Origin of the sequence: Sphingobium sp. MK2 (assembly GCF_040170545.1) — a bacterium.
Taxonomy (GTDB): Bacteria; Pseudomonadota; Alphaproteobacteria; order Sphingomonadales; family Sphingomonadaceae; genus Sphingobium.
The window spans coordinates 1-14,970 of sequence record NZ_JAZDXA010000064.1 but is presented as its reverse complement, the minus strand read 5'-3'; the positions used below and the strand labels follow the sequence as shown (position 1 = coordinate 14,970).

The window sequence follows — 14,970 nt, the reverse complement described above, 5'->3', positions numbered from 1 at the left end:
GTCCTAATTCCACTATCCTGGCACATCTCAGTGCCGTCTGGGGAGGGCGGCAACCACCCCATCTCGTTTGACTGCTCGATATCCACTCGCAAGGCCTCCATGTGCCCCGCGAAATTCACCCCTGTCCCGATCCGCACAAGGCCGGGTTCTGTCCGTGCTTACGTCCAGTGAGCGAGGCAGCAGCCAGTTACCGAGTGTCATCTTAGGCAAACCCACCAATGTATGGCGCTCTGCACAGCAAGTCGTCCGACCCTCGATGATCAGGAGCAAAATCTCTTCTCCCATGCTCGTCCCTCTAGGAGGTGGACTGGCGCCCTAAAAAGCCGAGAATTGCGGCAGAAAAGGCGTCGTTTGCATCGCCTGCGACCATATGCGTGGCATCGATAATATCGGTATATTCAGCATGCGGTGCCAGTTCGCGCAGATGTTCGACAGCGCCTTCCGAGACAAGATCACTGGATCCGCCCCTGATCAGATGCAGCGGTAGCGTCAAATTAGCGGCAGCCTTGTATAATATATTGACTTGCTGCTCCTGATGCGCGGTGTCGCTGCAATGTGCAGCCACCATATTGCGAATAAATGCTGGATCCCAGTGCCAGTAATAGCGGCCATCCTCTTTCTGCCGGAGATAGTGCCGTAGGCCACCACCCGCTCTGCGCTTGCGACGATGTGGCATGTAGCGCGCAATGACTTGTGCAGCTTCTTCCGGAGACGAAAAGCCAGTCTCGACATGTTCTTGCATGAAGCTGACCACCCGCATCACGCCGCCCGGCTCGATACGCGGGGCTATATCTACAAGAGTGAGCGATGCGAAGCTGCCTGGGGCGAGGTCTCCTTCGGCTATCATTCCGGCAAGGCCGCCGAGGGAGGCGCCTACCAGAGCCGGTTTGCGATCCATTCCTGATGCTACCGCGACGAGATCGGCCGCAAAGTCGCGCACGTCATACGCACCTGCGCTCGACCAGTCGCTATCGCCATGCCCACGCATGTCTATAGCGATAGCGCGAAACCCCGCCTCGACCAGATCTTGCACTACCCGCTTCCAGGCGCGGCGAGTCTGACCCGCCCCGTGGGCAAGCAAGACGGGCATCGCCCTGCATTCGCCCTTCACTTCAGCAGCCAGGCTGATACCAGCGGCTCCATCGATTTTGCAATTCTTCCCGGTCATCCACCAGTCTCGATCCTGCAGGCCCGATTGAAGATAAACCCCTTAGTCCATTTTTGGCTTTGCCTTTGCGCCACTTCAGGACGTTGCATCCACACACGCGCGAAGAATTGAGAGGGTTGTTCTATCGTCCTGAGTTCGTGCTTCACAGAAGCTGATTGCGCGCCTGTGCATGAAGACGAGGGTTGGTCCGTTCCTGAGCGGTCGATCGCGATCATCTATTTCCGTTCCTCAGTCGTGGGCCGGTAGTCAGGTAGTTTGGGAGATCCCAAGCCTTCCCGGTCAATCTTCTTGGCCGCATCGCCCACGCGTCGAACTGGTTCGCGAACGGAGCGGGCGGTTTCGGCGATTTGTTGCGCATCCCCTTCCAATTGCCTGATCCGGGGCCGTGCGTGTGCAATGGATAGGCCCAGAGACCGGGCCTTGCCTTCGGCATCATGCAAGGGCCGGCCGAGGCTGTCGCGAAGACCGCCCCGCGATGCCTCGAGCCTCAGGCGAAGCCTCTCCGCGTCGTCTCCCGCCCGAGCCATTACATTCCCTAGAGAATGGATCCTGTCTTCCTGCAGGGCCTCCCCCGCGATTTGACTGACATCGCTTTTCCAGTTCCGCGAGCGCAGCGCGAGTTGGCCAAGACGTTCCTCGATGGATCGCTGACCGGCAGGGTCCAGCTTCTTTGCGATGCTCTCGGCACCTGACGATATCTTGGCGATCATCTCGCCTGGATTGAGGTCGCCGCTGAGGAGGCCGCCGGTCTTCACTGGTACAAGCGGGAATGGCTGTCCCGCTTGAACTGTAAGTGCCGGTTCACGCTTGTTGCTTCCCGCCAGGCTTATCTCTGCCGATCCATCGAAGAATGATTTATCGACCGACGCTGTCACGCCTCGATGGAGTAAGATGTCCTTGGTAAGGACGAACCGGACCACGACCGTATCCGGATTTGAAGGTTGGAGCCGGACCTGGGTTACTTTCCCAACGGGAACACCAAGAAGGTTGACGCCCGATCCGATTTGAACGCCGTCGACCGATTGTTTAAACTGCACCTCATACGTGGCCCCGTCAGCCTCACGTGACTGGATGAGCCACAGGGTGAACCCAATGACGGCGGTTATGAGCAGGCCGACAACAAGGCTCACCTTCAACCAGTTCGAACGCGTTTCCATGTGACCTAGAAATCCTGGAGCCGGTAGCGCGACAAATGAGCTTTTAATTTTCGCGAGATTTGGAACGTGATCACCGCCGCTTCACTCGTTCGCCAATTGCCAGGGCAATGGAAAGCACCGACAGCAGCCCGGCGATGATCGGTTCCGAGGCGAAAAGGATTGCAGCACATATTCCCAATGCTGCGGGGTAGAGCTGGGGAGTGGCTCTGCTGTTGCGCTCATCGCCGCGCAATCGTTCAAGATCCCTGGGTGCGATACTGACGGTGATCGATCCGGTACGCGCAACTCTCTCGATCTGTCCCACCAGGCTCGGCGTTGACAAGGCGGCTCTTCCAAGCGCTGCAAACAGCTTGCCCGCTTCGCCACGCAATCGCGCCGGACTCGTTCGCTCGCGCATCAGTTCCTTTGCCAGCGGAGCCAGTTCTCGAGTGATGTCGAATGTCGGATCGATGCGCCGGACAAATCCCTCTGCCGTGAGCAGCGTCCGGAGCACCAGTGCCAGATCGGGCGGGAGCGCGAGATGAAAGTCGCGCAGTATCGCAAAGACGATTTGGAAAATGTCGGTAAGGTCAATTTGCTCGAGCAGAACATTGCTGAAACGGTTGATCAGTTCGGCCAGGGCCTCTTCCAGCCTGACACGGTCAACATCAGGGTCGCCCGCCCAAAGCAGCAGAATATCGACGACCCCGCCTGTGTCCTCCGCCGCGATCGCCAGGCCAAGCCGTACCAATTCTTCCCGGCGTCGCGGCAGAAGCGTCCCCACCGCTCCGAAGTCGATAAGCCCCAGCGTTCCGTCCTCCAGGAAAAAGACGTTGCCGGGGTGGGGATCGGCGTGGAAATGACCATTGATGACGATCATGTGGAGGATCGCCTGCGCATAGGTGCTGGCGAGGCTAATGAGATCAAGGTCGCTTTGCCGCGCCGCCTCCAGATTGCTTGCCGGAACGCCTCGAAACCGCTCCTGTATGTTGACACGCCTGCCGGACAACTCCCAGTCAAAGCGAGCCGTTCGCACGCCGAAAGCTTTGAGATACTCTCCGATCGTATCGCTGGCGCGAGCTTCCGCGCCAAGGTCCATTTCCCGATCGATACTTTCAGCGAAGTGGCGCAGCAGTTCGTCCGGCTTTAGTCGCGCGATCTCGGGGATGCGGCGCTCTGCGATCCGGGCGACGCGGCGCAGCAGCCGAAGGTCGGCGTCGACAATCCGCTCGATCCCGGGACGACGGACCTTGACGATAACGTCCCTGCCGTCGAGCAGCGTTGCTGCATGGACCTGAGCGATCGAGCCGGCCGCAATCGCTTCGTCTTCAAAGGAGGCGAAATAGCTTTCCACAGTTCCGCCGATCGCCTCTTCGATAAGTGGTCGCACGGTGGCGAACGGCAGCGGCGGAACCCGGTCCTGAAGTTTCGAAAGCGCATCGATCCAATCGGGCTCCAGCAGATCACTTCGCATTGCAAGAATCTGCCCGAACTTGACCGCTGCAGGACCGATATCTTGCAGCAGCGCAACGACTGCTTCTGGTCGAGCGCTATCAAATGGTTCCTCACCACCCAGTCTGAGACCTAGCCGGGAGGCCATTCCCTTGAGGCCGTGTCGCCCGAACAGAAGCAGGATTTGTGCGAACCGCTCCCGCTCCTTCAATGCGACCGCTTCAGGCCCGTCCATCAAATGAGGATCAGCCATCATTATGTGCCTTGAGCGTGGGGACGCGACCTCGGCGGAAGCCAGCTTGCGTTTCGAGTTGATCCACGACCTTGTCGAGGTGAAGGATCGCCCTATCCAATGCTTCCAGTTCTTCCGCGGTCAAGCTGCCGAAGGTCTTCGCCACAATGCCATCGTAGAGTGGCAGGGCCTGCTCCAGCATCGCCCTGCCTGCGTCCGTGATTTCCACGAGCTTTACACGACGGTCCTCTTCAACGGGCGAGCGCGTGACCAGATCATTCTGCTCCAACCAGTCAATCGCCTGGGTTACCGTGCGCGGGGCCTGATCGAAGAAGCTTGCAATATCGGTTGAGCGGCTGGGTTGCTCGGCGAGATATACCAGCAGCTTAAGACGGGCCATCGATGCTCCTTGGGACGCAAGGTGCGTGTCGATCAGCCGCCGCATTCTGTACCAGGTCCAGCCAAAGGCCGTCGCGAGTGCGCGCAAATGAACTTCCTGAGGTTCCATATGTTATGTCCTTGCTCAATCTTCGATGGCATGGCAAGGGGAGAGGATAAAGTTATGACTGCGACGAAGCTGGCACCTCTTGGCCCATGGCGTGCCATTGCTCGATCATCATCGTGAGACCCCAATGCTTGACCATGCCAAGGTTCAAGATATGCGCTGCGTGGCGTTGATGCCAGCAGGAGCCGAAATCGTCCGCTGCTCAATTCCCATGCTGCTAGTGCGATGATCGCGGCAGATTGGCATATTGACGAGGGTGGCGGCCCGACTCTGCATGTGAGCGGTGACTGGACTTCGCTTGCTTTGGGCGATGCGGCAGGGCGCCTGGGTGCCCAGGCGGCCAGGAGTCTAGACGTGCAGCGTCTCGATCTTTCTGCTCTGGGGCGGATCGACACTGCCGGTGCCCTCCTGCTTTTGCGGTCCATGGCTCCAGACGCCGATATAGACTTTGGCGAAAGAGAGGATTTGCAAAGGCTGATAGACCTTGTTCGACCTGCCCTTGAACAAGATACGGCCGGTAAGGCTGGCGTCACTGGTGTTCTGGGATTTTTCGAGCGCTTCGGCCGTCAGGTAGTCGGGATCGCCGATGACGCCTACCAGATGCTGGTGTTCACTGGAGAGCTTATTGTCGCGCTCGGCCGTACGCTTGGCAATCCTCGCCGACTGCGCATGACGCCGCTTGTCGCGTTTATGCAGGACGCGGGCATTAATGGGCTTCCGATAGTTTTTATCATGACCTTCTTCATCGGCGCGGTCATTGCGCTCGTTGGCACCAACCTTTTGACAACGCTTGGCGTTGAGGTGTTCACGATCCAGTTGGTGGGCGTGGCCATCCTGCGCGAGTTCGGCGTGGTGATCACTGCCATCCTTCTGTCTGGACGTTCCGCATCTTCCTTTGCCGCTCAGATCGGTTCGATGCGGATGAACCAGGAAACCGATGCGATGCAGGTTATGGGCGTGGACCGCTTCGATGCGCTGGTAATCCCGCGCATCTTAGCCGCGCTTCTCATGATGCCTCTTATGACCTTCTGCGCGGATATCGGCGGTCTTGCTGGCGGACTCTTGGTCAGTTGGGTGACGATTGATATCAGCCCGGTCTTCTTCATCCAGCGTACGCTCGAAACGGTGGACATTAAGCATTTCTGGATAGGCATGTGCAAAGCGCCGTTTCTGGCTCTGATCATCGCTGCTGCGGGCTGTCGGCATGGCCTTATGGTCGGCGGCGACGTCCAAAGCCTTGGTCAAAATGTGACGTCCGCGGTCGTCCAGTCAATCTTCATGGTCATTATGTTCGATGCGATTTTCGCGGTTATCTTCATGGCGCTCGATCTGTGAGGGCGCTTGTGGAAACCGATGCCGAAGACGTGCCCATTCGCGTCAAAGGCCTGCGCACGGCTTTTGGCGACAAGGTCATCCATGAGGATCTCGGCCTTGAGGTCAAGCGCGGTGAGATATTGGGTGTGGTTGGCGGATCGGGTTCCGGTAAGTCGGTGCTGCTCAACACCATCCTGGGCCTCAAGCAGCCCGATGGCGGATCCGTCGAGATATTCGGGCAGGACATCCGCGATCCGCAAGCGCACAGTGAAGTCGAGCGTCGGATTGGGGTGATGTTCCAGCAAGGCGCATTATTCTCCTTTCTCACCGTACAAGAAAATGTCGAGGCGCCACTTCTGGAACATACGAAACTTACACGTGAGTATGTGCACGATCTTGCAAGGCTGAAGATCAAGCTTGCTGGTTTGCCGGAAGATGCAGGCTGCTTGAAGCCTGCCGAGCTATCTGGCGGAATGCGCAAGCGCGCGGGGGTAGCCCGCGCAATCGCGCTGGATCCTGATATCCTCTTTCTCGACGAGCCGACTGCCGGCCTCGATCCAATTGCTGCAGCCGAATTCGATGATCTTATCAGAACATTGCGGGATGCTCTTGGCTTCACCGTGTTCATAATAACCCACGACCTCGATACTCTGTACGCGATTTGCGACCGCGTTGCGGTTGTCGCTGACAAGAAAATCGCCGCTGTTGCAACGATCAAAGAACTTGAACGGTCAGATCACCCGTGGATCCGGAGCTATCTTCTGGGACCGCGCGGCCGTGCCGCGAAAAAAGAGAAAGAAAGCTGATGGAACGCCATGCCAACTATGCTCTGGTAGGCGCCGCCTCCATCGCGTTGCTTATCGCCACGCTTGTTTTTGTGGTCTGGCTCGGCGGTTCGGCCAAAGGAAGTGATTCTTACCAGATCGTGTTTCATGGGCCAGTCAGAGGTTTAAGCGTTGGAGGCGAAGTGCAGTTCAACGGCATCAAGGTCGGGGAAATCGGCGGAATCCGCCTCGACCAGCGCGACCCCAACCGTGTGATCACGGATATCGAACTGACGCGCGGGACACCGGTGCGCGAAGATTCGGTCGCATCCTCTGAAAGTCAGGGCATCTCAGGGGTCAGCATCGTGCAAATCAGCGCGGGCACGCCGAGCAAGCCGCTGCTCAAGACCAATGATCACGGTAAGCGGCCTGTCATCGCCAGCAAGCCCAACGCTATGTCTTCATTGCTGCAAGGCGGAGGACAGGTGGTGGCAAGCGCGACCGAGGCACTGAGCCGTGTGAACAAGGTCCTTTCTGATCGTAATATCGCCAACATCGGCGGTGCCATTCGCGATGTCCGAATGACTACGGCGGAACTGGCGGCCAATCGGACCATGTTCGCCCATGCCGGTTCCGCGCTCGCCAAACTGGATCGGGCGGCTGACGATATTCAGGGCGCGGCCTCGGCCGTTCGGCAGATTGCCGATGGCGATGGCAAGCGCGCCTTCGCCGATATCTCCCAGGCGGCAAACGAACTCAAATCGGCAGTTCATGAGGCTCGCGGCGTGATCGCCAAACTCGACACGCAAAGCGCCGATATCGGTACGACCACGATCCCTAATATCAATGCGACCATGCTGACCTTGCAAGAAACAGCTGAATCGCTGGACGGGCTAATTCGCGGGATCCGACAAAGTCCCCGCGAAGCTCTGGCCAAAAGCCGGGGTGCTGAACTGGAGTTGCCTAAGTGACATTATCAACCAGGAATCGGACTTTTGCACTTCTGTCGAGCGCCTTGCTGCTGGGTAGCTGTGGAAACCTGCTAGGCGGCGGCGAGCGCGCTGACCTTTTCAGGTTTGGCGTGGTTGAGCCCACGTCCGTCACCGGGATGCAGGGTGCGCTCCCGACTCGCTCTGTATCTCTGCTTCGCCCCCGGTTCTCGCAGGAGGTAGAGGGCGATCGCATGCTCACCACGCGGGGGGAACGTGCGCTCTACCTTAAGGGGGTTCGTTGGGTGGCGCCGGTCCCCGATCTTTTCACCCAGGCGCTGATGCGTCAATATGCGGCGCGGGCACCTGACGTGCGCCTGACGGGCGTCAGAAATGCCACCGGGGCATCGCATGCGCTGCAGATTGATATCGAGCGATTCGAAGCACGGTATGCCCTAGATGGGGGTGAAAAAGCACCGCCCACTGTCATTATCGAAGGCGATGCAACCCTGTTTGACCTTACTGATCGTCGTCCCGTTGAGGCCAAGCGCTTCTTGGTGCAGGAGCCAGCGTCCGCAAATACCACGAGCGGGATAGTCGCCGCTTTCGATCGTGCAGTAGCTCGCTCAACCACAGAATTGACGGATTGGTCCGCGCAAGCAGCGCGGAAGCATTCCACGGAGCGCGCGCTTGATACATCGAAGGATCGAATGGAACGCAAGCAGGGGATAAATTGATCATGAACTTGTCGCCGATCTCTACAATCTTAGGGCGCGAAAGCATGTACAAAATCGCCATGCGCCAGATAGCTTCGTAGGTATCTACGAGTTTTTGTTTTTATCTGAAGGGCTGACCCGATCGGAGCCAGAGTAAGCAAGATAGTATAATCCCGGATTCTACGTCTTAATAAGCGATAGCATATCGACCATGTGATAAGTCAAATCTCGCAATGATTAATATTGCTATCGGATTATGAAATGCAGTCCGCTGTCGATTTAAGTGACACTCATTTGACAATTTAATTTATGCAATGCGGGCGATGGTGGAACGATTATCCAACAGCATCGTTACGACGTCGTCACGCTTAACGTGATGCGGCCACTTGACCGCTCGAAATCTATTCTACGGAGAAGGTATTATGCTGAAAGTCATTATGGCCGCGGGCGCGCTAGCGCTTTCAGGTTCAGGGGCTCTCGCCCAAGCTGTTTCACCAACAAACACAGGTTCAATGTCGAGCATGGATACCGGCACAACACCGATAGCTGGACAGAATGAGCCAGCCTTTGTGATGGCTGCATCGGATGCGAACCTCTATCAAATAAAAGCAGCGCAGTTCGCCGTGACCAAGGCTCAGCGTGACGATGTGAAGGCTTTTGCCAAACGTGTTCAGACCGAAGCGCAAATCGCGCAGAAAGCACTCATGGCCGCGCTGCGCAACGATCAGCGGACAATAAAAGCGCCATCGTCATCGCTTTCCTCCGACAGAGCCGCACTCGTGAAGCTGCTCCAGAAGACGCCGCGCGGCAGCTTCGATAATCTTTATCTATCCCAGTCCGCCCAGGTACTACAGGCGGCATGGGCCATCAACAAAGGCTATGCGCAAGACGGCACCGACCCAGCCTTGAAGCAAGTCGCGGGAACCGCCGTTCCCACACTTGAGCAAGAACTCACCAATGGGAAGGCACTTCTTCCTTCAGCATTGACCGGCGGTCAATGATCATAGTGGCGCCCGTTCTTCACGGGCGCCACTCAATGTGATCGTCATGCCCTGGCGGGCAGCCGCTGTTATTTCAAGCGAGGTAACAGCGAACCCCACAGCGGTCGTGTTTATGCTTTCAACCTTGTCTTCAGGATATTGGGCGGATGATGATACTTGTTTTTGCCATGGCGGCTCTTGCACAAACCCCCGAGCAACCCGCCAGAAAAGATGAGACAGTTGACCGCGGTCGGGAAATCGTCACGCAGCCGGCGAAAGATATTGGCGCGGCCAAAACCGAAATTCCAGCTATTCTGGAAAGAGCGCAAGAAAATCCATATGGTCTCGCCGGCTTGAAATCCTGTGCGCAGATCAAGGCCGCAACTACGGAGCTCGATAGCGTCCTCGGACCTGATTTTGCGGTCGGCAACAACAAAAAAGAGAACAGGGCTGGTCGGCTGGCCGAGGCTGGAGGGAAAACTATTGTTAACACAATCATACCGTTTCGGGGCTTAGTTCGGGAGATTTCGGGCGCAGCTCCGGCCGAAAGACGCCTGGCGGCAGCGATTGACGCCGGCTTCGCACGCCGCGGCTTTCTTCGTGGAACAGCGCTCGCGCGGCGCTGTCCGGGGAGCAAAAATTAGCGACGAAAGCTGACGCTATTGAATTCGACGCCTCTGTGTGACGCTGCGCATTATCTCTTGAACTATGGCATTGCAGGGTAATGGGCCGGGGCGGGAATAACGAAAAGCTACTCGGGCCAGAAACAATCTATATTATTGCTTCCAGGCAAGGTGACGGCGGCCCAACCGATCAAAGTGCCGGGTCACCTTTCGTGTGACCCTGGCTGATATCACCATAGGCCACAATTGTGGGGATTGAAACGGGACACCAATTCGAGGCTCACTTCTTAACGACCGCCCGATCGGGAAAGTAATTTTTCGCGTCGGAGTGCTCGGCATCACGCGCCATCAGTTTCTGTGTTGTGCACCAGCCTGGCAAACCGCTCCTCGGTATCTTTTGATTCTTGCTTGAAGATTGGGGGAGCTACAGCCTGATATGCGGCTTAGGTGTAGGACCGGTCCAGCGGCGGCGGGCAAGGAGCGGGTTATCTCTGCGTAATGCTGAGGTTCCATATAATATGCAATTGCCGATCACTCCTTAATGCTGCAAGACAGAACCACACCGCGCAACATTGGGATTGTAATTTATATGGCGGACAAGTCGGCCACTGTTTCGGCGGATCCTGAGGGCCTCGGCGAATCTGCGGTGTCGCCGCTTAAATCGCCGCGCGTTCGCCTCGCGATGCTCATTGGCGCGATCCTGCTGCTCATCGGTGGCTTTGTCTGGTACTTGGATCATCAGAACCGGGGCCGATACATGCAGGTGACCGACAACGCCTATGTTGCGGCAGATTCCGTCATCACAGCGCCCAAGATCGCCGGATATGTTGAACGGGTGTTCGTTATCGAGAATCAGACGGTTCGGCAGGGGCAGTCTCTGGCTGAACTCGATCCCCGCGAATATCGGGCGCAGACCGAACAGATTACCAGCCAGATCGAAACGGCAACGGCTGCGGGGGATACGACGCGCTCTCAGATTTCCGAACAGCAGGCAGCCATAGCGCAAGCGCAAGCCCAGCTCAACGCGGCGAGCGCCGAGGCTGCTTTCGCCGCACAGCAGGTTACGCGATATCAGCCGCTTGCCGCATCAGGCGCTGAGCCAGGGGAGCGTTTCGCGCAGCTTCAGACGCAGGCACGACAAGCTCGCGAGCGAACCAATGCTGCGCAGGCGGCGCTGATCGCCTCGCAACGGCGAGTCGGTACACTGGGCGCGCAGGTGCGTCAGGCCCAGTCGCAAGCAGAGGCCGCGCGTGCCCAACTCAAGGTGGCGCGCGTCAACGTCGAATCGACAGTGCTCAAGGCTGCAATCAATGGCCGTGTGGGCGATCTGGCTGTCCGTGTGGGGCAATTCGTGCAGCCCGGCACACGCATGATGACACTGGTTCCTGTCGATCGATTGTTCATTGAGGCGAACTTCAAGGAAACTCAACTGGGGCTTATGCGCGTCGGCCAGCCTGTTGGCATCGAAATCGATGCGCTCCCTGGCGTCGAACTGACCGGGCGTATTGCCAGTGTCGCCCCTGGCACGGGCGCCCAATTCTCGGTGCTCCCCCCCCAGAATGCGACCGGAAACTTCACAAAGATCGTACAGCGCGTGCCTGTACGCATTGCAATCGATGCTCCTCTCGAAGTGCGCACGCTCCTTGTGCCGGGAATGTCGGTTGGAGTAACGGTCGATACGCGTTCAGCCAGAGGAGAGATGGATCGACTCCGTCAGGCCGTAAGCCGGAAGCGTTGACAGTGGTCACGGTCACAGCATCTCCAGACGCAGCTCGTTCCGCGCGTGCGGACTTGACCGCTTGGATCGCTGTTGCTGCCGGCTCGCTCGGCGCACTGCTGGCGACCCTCGACATCTCGATCGTCAACTCGGCACTGCCAACGATCCAAGGCGAAATCGGAGCAACCGGCACTGAGGGAACGTGGATCGCCACCGCCTTTCTCGTTGCCGAGATCGTCGTCATTCCGCTGAGCGCCTGGCTTGAACGGCTTTTGGGACTGAGAACCCTCCTTCTCATTTCCGTGACTGCCTTTACCGGGTTCTCCATCCTATGCGGCATCGCCACCGACCTTATGACGATGATCATCGGACGAACCGGGCAGGGCCTTATGGGAGGGCTGCTGATACCCACCGCCATGACGATTGTCGCAAAGCGACTCCCGCCACCCCAGCAGCCCATCGGGATGGCCCTTTTCGGAATGACCGTAATCTTGGGACCCGTTCTTGGCCCCTTGCTCGGTGGCTGGCTGACGGAAAATTTGAGCTGGCACTATGCCTTCTTCGTCAATGTTCCGGTCTGCGGGATACTCCTCTTGCTCCTGTTGCTCGGACTGCCGCACGAACGTACGAATTGGGTCTATCTTCGCGAGGCCGACTGGTTGGGTATTATAGGCCTGATCCTTGGCCTTGGAGGACTAACGATCGTGCTCGAGGAGGGGCACCGTGAAGACTGGTTCGAATCGACGCTTATCATCCGGCTGACGTTTATAACCGTAGCAGGGTTTGTGATGTTGGCGATCGGACAGATCTGGGCAGCAAAGCCCGTCCTTAAGCTGCGAATCGTCATGAGCAGACAGTTCGGCAGCGTCGTTATCATGGCGCTAGCGCTGGGCATGGTGATGTACGGATCGACCTTCGTCATCCCGCAGTTCCTGTCGCTTATCGCCGACTATAATGCCCTCGAGACCGGACAGGTCATCTTTCTCATGGGCGTTCCTGCCTTCTTTGTGATGCCGTTCGTGCCGTTTCTGATGCGGGTTGTCGACATCAGGCTGGCCGTTGGCGCTGGCCTCGCGCTTATGGCTGCTAGCTGCTTTGTGAACACCAGTCTCACAGTGGAATCCGCAGGCGAAGCCTTTACTACCGGTCAGCTGCTGCGCGGGGTGGGGATGATCTTTGTCATGCTCTTTCTGAACCAGGCCGCCATTACCTCAGTCAGCAAGGAGGATGCTGGAGATGCCTCAGGCATCTTCAATGCTGCGCGAAACCTCGGTGGCTCATTCGCTCTGGCGGCCCTGACGTCGTTCCAGGACCAGCGTATGTCACTCCACAGCCGACGGATGGAGGAAACGCTGTGGGCAAACGATCCAAGCGTGCAGGAGTATATCGCGGGGATGTCTCATACTCTGGGAAATATGGACGCGGGCCTTCAGTCGCTCGCTGGCACAATTCAGCAGCAGGCGTTCGTCATGACCTATAACGACATATTCTTGACGATGGCGGTAGCGACTTTTGTAACGCTTCCGTTCGTGTTTTTCCTTCGCCCGCTCCCCAAGGGGATGTCGCTGACGATGCATTGAGGTGGTAATGGCAAAGTTAAGTGGTCTCATCCTTCCGCTGCTCCTTGGTGGATGTGTGGTCGGCCCGGACTATTCCGGACCACCAGAGCTCGGCCAAGCCGCGCCGCGGCCGACATTCGTTCGTCAACCAGCGGATGCGTCGACCAGCGAGCCCGAACTCGCCGAATGGTGGACGACGCTGCAAGATCCGGTTCTCGATGAGCTCGAGCGGCGCACTCTTGTCGCAAATCCCTCGATTGATGTTGTGCAGGCCCGACTTCGCCAAGCCCGTGGGTCTGTACGCCAGGAGCGAGCAAACCGCCTGCCGACGGCTGGTGCTCAGGGCGCGGCCATATTTGCTGATCTTCCCGGGATCGATCTCCAGGCCAGTCAAGGAAGTACTCTACCCACACCTGTTCCGGCACCTTCATCCGCCCAGGATGCGGACACGTCTCTGCGTTTCTACAACCTTGGTCTGAACGCAAACTGGGAAATAGATCTCGCGGGCGGGCAGGTGCGAAAAATCGAAGCGGCAAACGCGCTGGCGGCGGCAGCGGCGTATAATGTTGCAGACGCAAAGGTTCAGCTCAGCGCTGAAGTCGCGCAGACCTATACCAATCTTCGTGACCGGCAGCAGCGCGCCGCTGCTTTTCGGGGAGGTCTCGACCTTCAGCGCCAGCAACTCGCCCTAGCCCGGCAGCGTTTCGGGCAAGGCACAATCCCGGCCTTCACTGTCGGCCAAGCGAACCGCGCGGTTCAGGCCACGATCAGCGATCTCGCCGCGGCCGATGCTGAGATCGAAATATATATGAATGCGCTAGCGGTTCTCGCCGGTGAAGCGCCGGGATCTCTCGATCCGCTATTGACGCCACGGCGCGATATCCCGATCCCCCCTGCGCGGGTGTCGATCGGAGACCCTTCGGCGCTCCTGCGCCGTCGTCCCGACATCCGCGCTGCGGAGCGCAATCTCGCCGCCACAACCTCCCGGATAGGGGTCGCGGAAGCAGCTCGTTTTCCGAAAATCAGCTTCATGGGGATTCTCGGGATTGGCGGCACGTCCATCGGAGACCTGGTAGATCTGGGCAATATTTCCAACATCGCCGTCCCTCAGCTGCAATGGGGCTTGCTCGATTTTGGACGAACGTCAGCGGCGATAGCGCAGGCACGCTCTGGTCGGGATGAAGCCGAGGCACAATATAGGCAGGTAGTGCTCGGCGCGCTTGAGGACGCGGAGACGTCGCTTGCGCGCTTTGCACAGCAAAGGCGAAACGTCGCCGCATTTGCCGAAATCAAGCGGTCCGCAGATGAAGCGGCAACGCTGATGCGGCAGCGCTATGCGCGGCAGGTCATTTCGAGAGGCGACACTCTTGAGGCTGACCGCCAGCAGCGGCTTGCAGAGGCAAACCTGCACAGTGCGGTTGCGGCCCTCACCGCCAGCTATGTTGCCATACAGAAGTCGCTTGGACTGGGATGGACAGAAGCTGGGAGTCAAGCTTCAGCCCTTATGAGCAAATAATGATGGTATCTGTCCGGACTTGCCAATACAAGAATCGGCGGCCCTGCCCACCGCCAATGATGACTTTTGGCACAGGGCAACCCGCCTGTTCGGCATCCATCCTGCGGCCCTTGCGATTATACAGAGTTTCGCGGGGTAACGCGCCCCGGGGCGATTGCGATGTCTTTGACGGGGGTTGCCCCAGATAGGATGAAATACGGATTCACGACCGCATAGCCGGACGCAACATCGGACCGGAGACAACCATAGAGCAGTTTATCGGCCTCGACGTGTGATTGAATAGTACGCCTCCGGTAGCGGCCGCATTGTCGGTCGGATGTAGCCGGCGCATTGCGCGGGCATGGATGAGATAATCAGCG

The 14,970-nt window shown here is 58.1% G+C and carries 13 protein-coding genes; 9 read left to right on the top strand and 4 right to left on the bottom strand.

The genetic code is table 11. The annotated features are described in order from the left end of the window. Positions 1-295 precede the first annotated feature (295 nt). The 4 genes from V2I08_RS19410 to V2I08_RS19395 form a co-directional block, all read right to left on the bottom strand. Entirely contained in the window at positions 296-1,168 is an 873-nt protein-coding gene (locus tag V2I08_RS19410; RefSeq protein ID WP_349636439.1) for an alpha/beta hydrolase, read from the bottom strand. Between the two features lie 215 nt (positions 1,169-1,383). Continuing rightward, on the bottom strand, positions 1,384-2,325 hold the full coding sequence (locus V2I08_RS19405; RefSeq protein ID WP_336960764.1) for an MlaD family protein: 942 nt from the start codon (positions 2,323-2,325) through the stop codon (positions 1,384-1,386). A gap of 70 nt (positions 2,326-2,395) precedes the next feature. Continuing rightward, a complete protein-coding gene (locus tag V2I08_RS19400; protein ID WP_254908111.1) occupies positions 2,396-4,012 on the bottom strand; it encodes an AarF/ABC1/UbiB kinase family protein in 1,617 nt (538 codons plus the stop codon). Next, positions 4,002-4,388: a MarR family winged helix-turn-helix transcriptional regulator gene (locus tag V2I08_RS19395; RefSeq protein WP_286863904.1), complete on the bottom strand. Its 387-nt coding sequence runs from the start codon at positions 4,386-4,388 to the stop codon at positions 4,002-4,004. Before V2I08_RS19395 ends, V2I08_RS19400 begins: the two co-directional genes overlap by 11 nt. Positions 4,389-4,718: 330 nt before the next feature. Here V2I08_RS19395 and V2I08_RS19390 point away from each other — a divergent pair, with 330 nt between their 5' ends. From V2I08_RS19390 to V2I08_RS19350, 9 genes are all read left to right on the top strand, one after another. Continuing rightward, positions 4,719-5,828, top strand: coding sequence for an ABC transporter permease (locus V2I08_RS19390; protein WP_349636438.1), 1,110 nt, complete (start codon positions 4,719-4,721; stop codon positions 5,826-5,828). Positions 5,829-5,836: 8 nt separating this feature from the next. Next, positions 5,837-6,613 carry an ABC transporter ATP-binding protein gene (locus tag V2I08_RS19385; RefSeq protein ID WP_031309820.1) on the top strand — a complete coding sequence of 259 codons (777 nt, stop codon included), beginning with the start codon at positions 5,837-5,839 and terminating at the stop codon, positions 6,611-6,613. Beyond that, positions 6,613-7,542: an MlaD family protein gene (locus V2I08_RS19380; protein ID WP_024020666.1), complete on the top strand. Its 930-nt coding sequence runs from the start codon at positions 6,613-6,615 to the stop codon at positions 7,540-7,542. Before V2I08_RS19385 ends, V2I08_RS19380 begins: the two co-directional genes overlap by 1 nt. Positions 7,543-7,679: 137 nt before the next feature. Further along, complete coding sequence (locus tag V2I08_RS19375) at positions 7,680-8,237, top strand: ABC-type transport auxiliary lipoprotein family protein (protein ID WP_235955281.1); 558 nt, start codon at positions 7,680-7,682, stop codon at positions 8,235-8,237. 401 nt (positions 8,238-8,638) lie between these two features. Continuing rightward, positions 8,639-9,217, top strand: coding sequence for a DUF4142 domain-containing protein (locus tag V2I08_RS19370; protein ID WP_235955309.1), 579 nt, complete (start codon positions 8,639-8,641; stop codon positions 9,215-9,217). 149 nt (positions 9,218-9,366) lie between these two features. Further along, entirely contained in the window at positions 9,367-9,840 is a 474-nt protein-coding gene (locus tag V2I08_RS19365; RefSeq protein ID WP_405053679.1) for a hypothetical protein, read from the top strand. A gap of 568 nt (positions 9,841-10,408) precedes the next feature. Then, on the top strand, positions 10,409-11,557 hold the full coding sequence (locus V2I08_RS19360; RefSeq protein WP_336960753.1) for an HlyD family secretion protein: 1,149 nt from the start codon (positions 10,409-10,411) through the stop codon (positions 11,555-11,557). Between the two features lie 53 nt (positions 11,558-11,610). After that, positions 11,611-13,116, top strand: a complete 1,506-nt coding sequence (locus tag V2I08_RS19355) for an MDR family MFS transporter (protein WP_024020661.1) — start codon at positions 11,611-11,613, stop codon at positions 13,114-13,116. A 7-nt stretch (positions 13,117-13,123) separates the two neighbouring features. Then, on the top strand, positions 13,124-14,611 hold the full coding sequence (locus tag V2I08_RS19350; protein ID WP_086486326.1) for an efflux transporter outer membrane subunit: 1,488 nt from the start codon (positions 13,124-13,126) through the stop codon (positions 14,609-14,611). Positions 14,612-14,970: the final 359 nt, after the last annotated feature.

Excerpts from the sequence above, each read along its gene's own strand:
- V2I08_RS19395 (WP_286863904.1), bottom strand. The coding sequence starts at position 4,388 with ATGGCCCGTCTTAAGCTGCTGGTATATCTCGCCGAGCAACCCAGCCGC.
- V2I08_RS19400 (WP_254908111.1), bottom strand. The coding sequence starts at position 4,012 with ATGATGGCTGATCCTCATTTGATGGACGGGCCTGAAGCGGTCGCATTG.
- V2I08_RS19360 (WP_336960753.1), top strand. The coding sequence starts at position 10,409 with ATGGCGGACAAGTCGGCCACTGTTTCGGCGGATCCTGAGGGCCTCGGC.
- V2I08_RS19370 (WP_235955309.1), top strand. The coding sequence starts at position 8,639 with ATGCTGAAAGTCATTATGGCCGCGGGCGCGCTAGCGCTTTCAGGTTCA.
- V2I08_RS19390 (WP_349636438.1), top strand. The coding sequence starts at position 4,719 with ATGATCGCGGCAGATTGGCATATTGACGAGGGTGGCGGCCCGACTCTG.
- V2I08_RS19380 (WP_024020666.1), top strand. The coding sequence starts at position 6,613 with ATGGAACGCCATGCCAACTATGCTCTGGTAGGCGCCGCCTCCATCGCG.
- V2I08_RS19350 (WP_086486326.1), top strand. The coding sequence starts at position 13,124 with ATGGCAAAGTTAAGTGGTCTCATCCTTCCGCTGCTCCTTGGTGGATGT.
- V2I08_RS19410 (WP_349636439.1), bottom strand. The coding sequence starts at position 1,168 with ATGACCGGGAAGAATTGCAAAATCGATGGAGCCGCTGGTATCAGCCTG.
- V2I08_RS19375 (WP_235955281.1), top strand. The coding sequence starts at position 7,680 with ATGCAGGGTGCGCTCCCGACTCGCTCTGTATCTCTGCTTCGCCCCCGG.
- V2I08_RS19405 (WP_336960764.1), bottom strand. The coding sequence starts at position 2,325 with ATGGAAACGCGTTCGAACTGGTTGAAGGTGAGCCTTGTTGTCGGCCTG.
- V2I08_RS19365 (WP_405053679.1), top strand. The coding sequence starts at position 9,367 with ATGATACTTGTTTTTGCCATGGCGGCTCTTGCACAAACCCCCGAGCAA.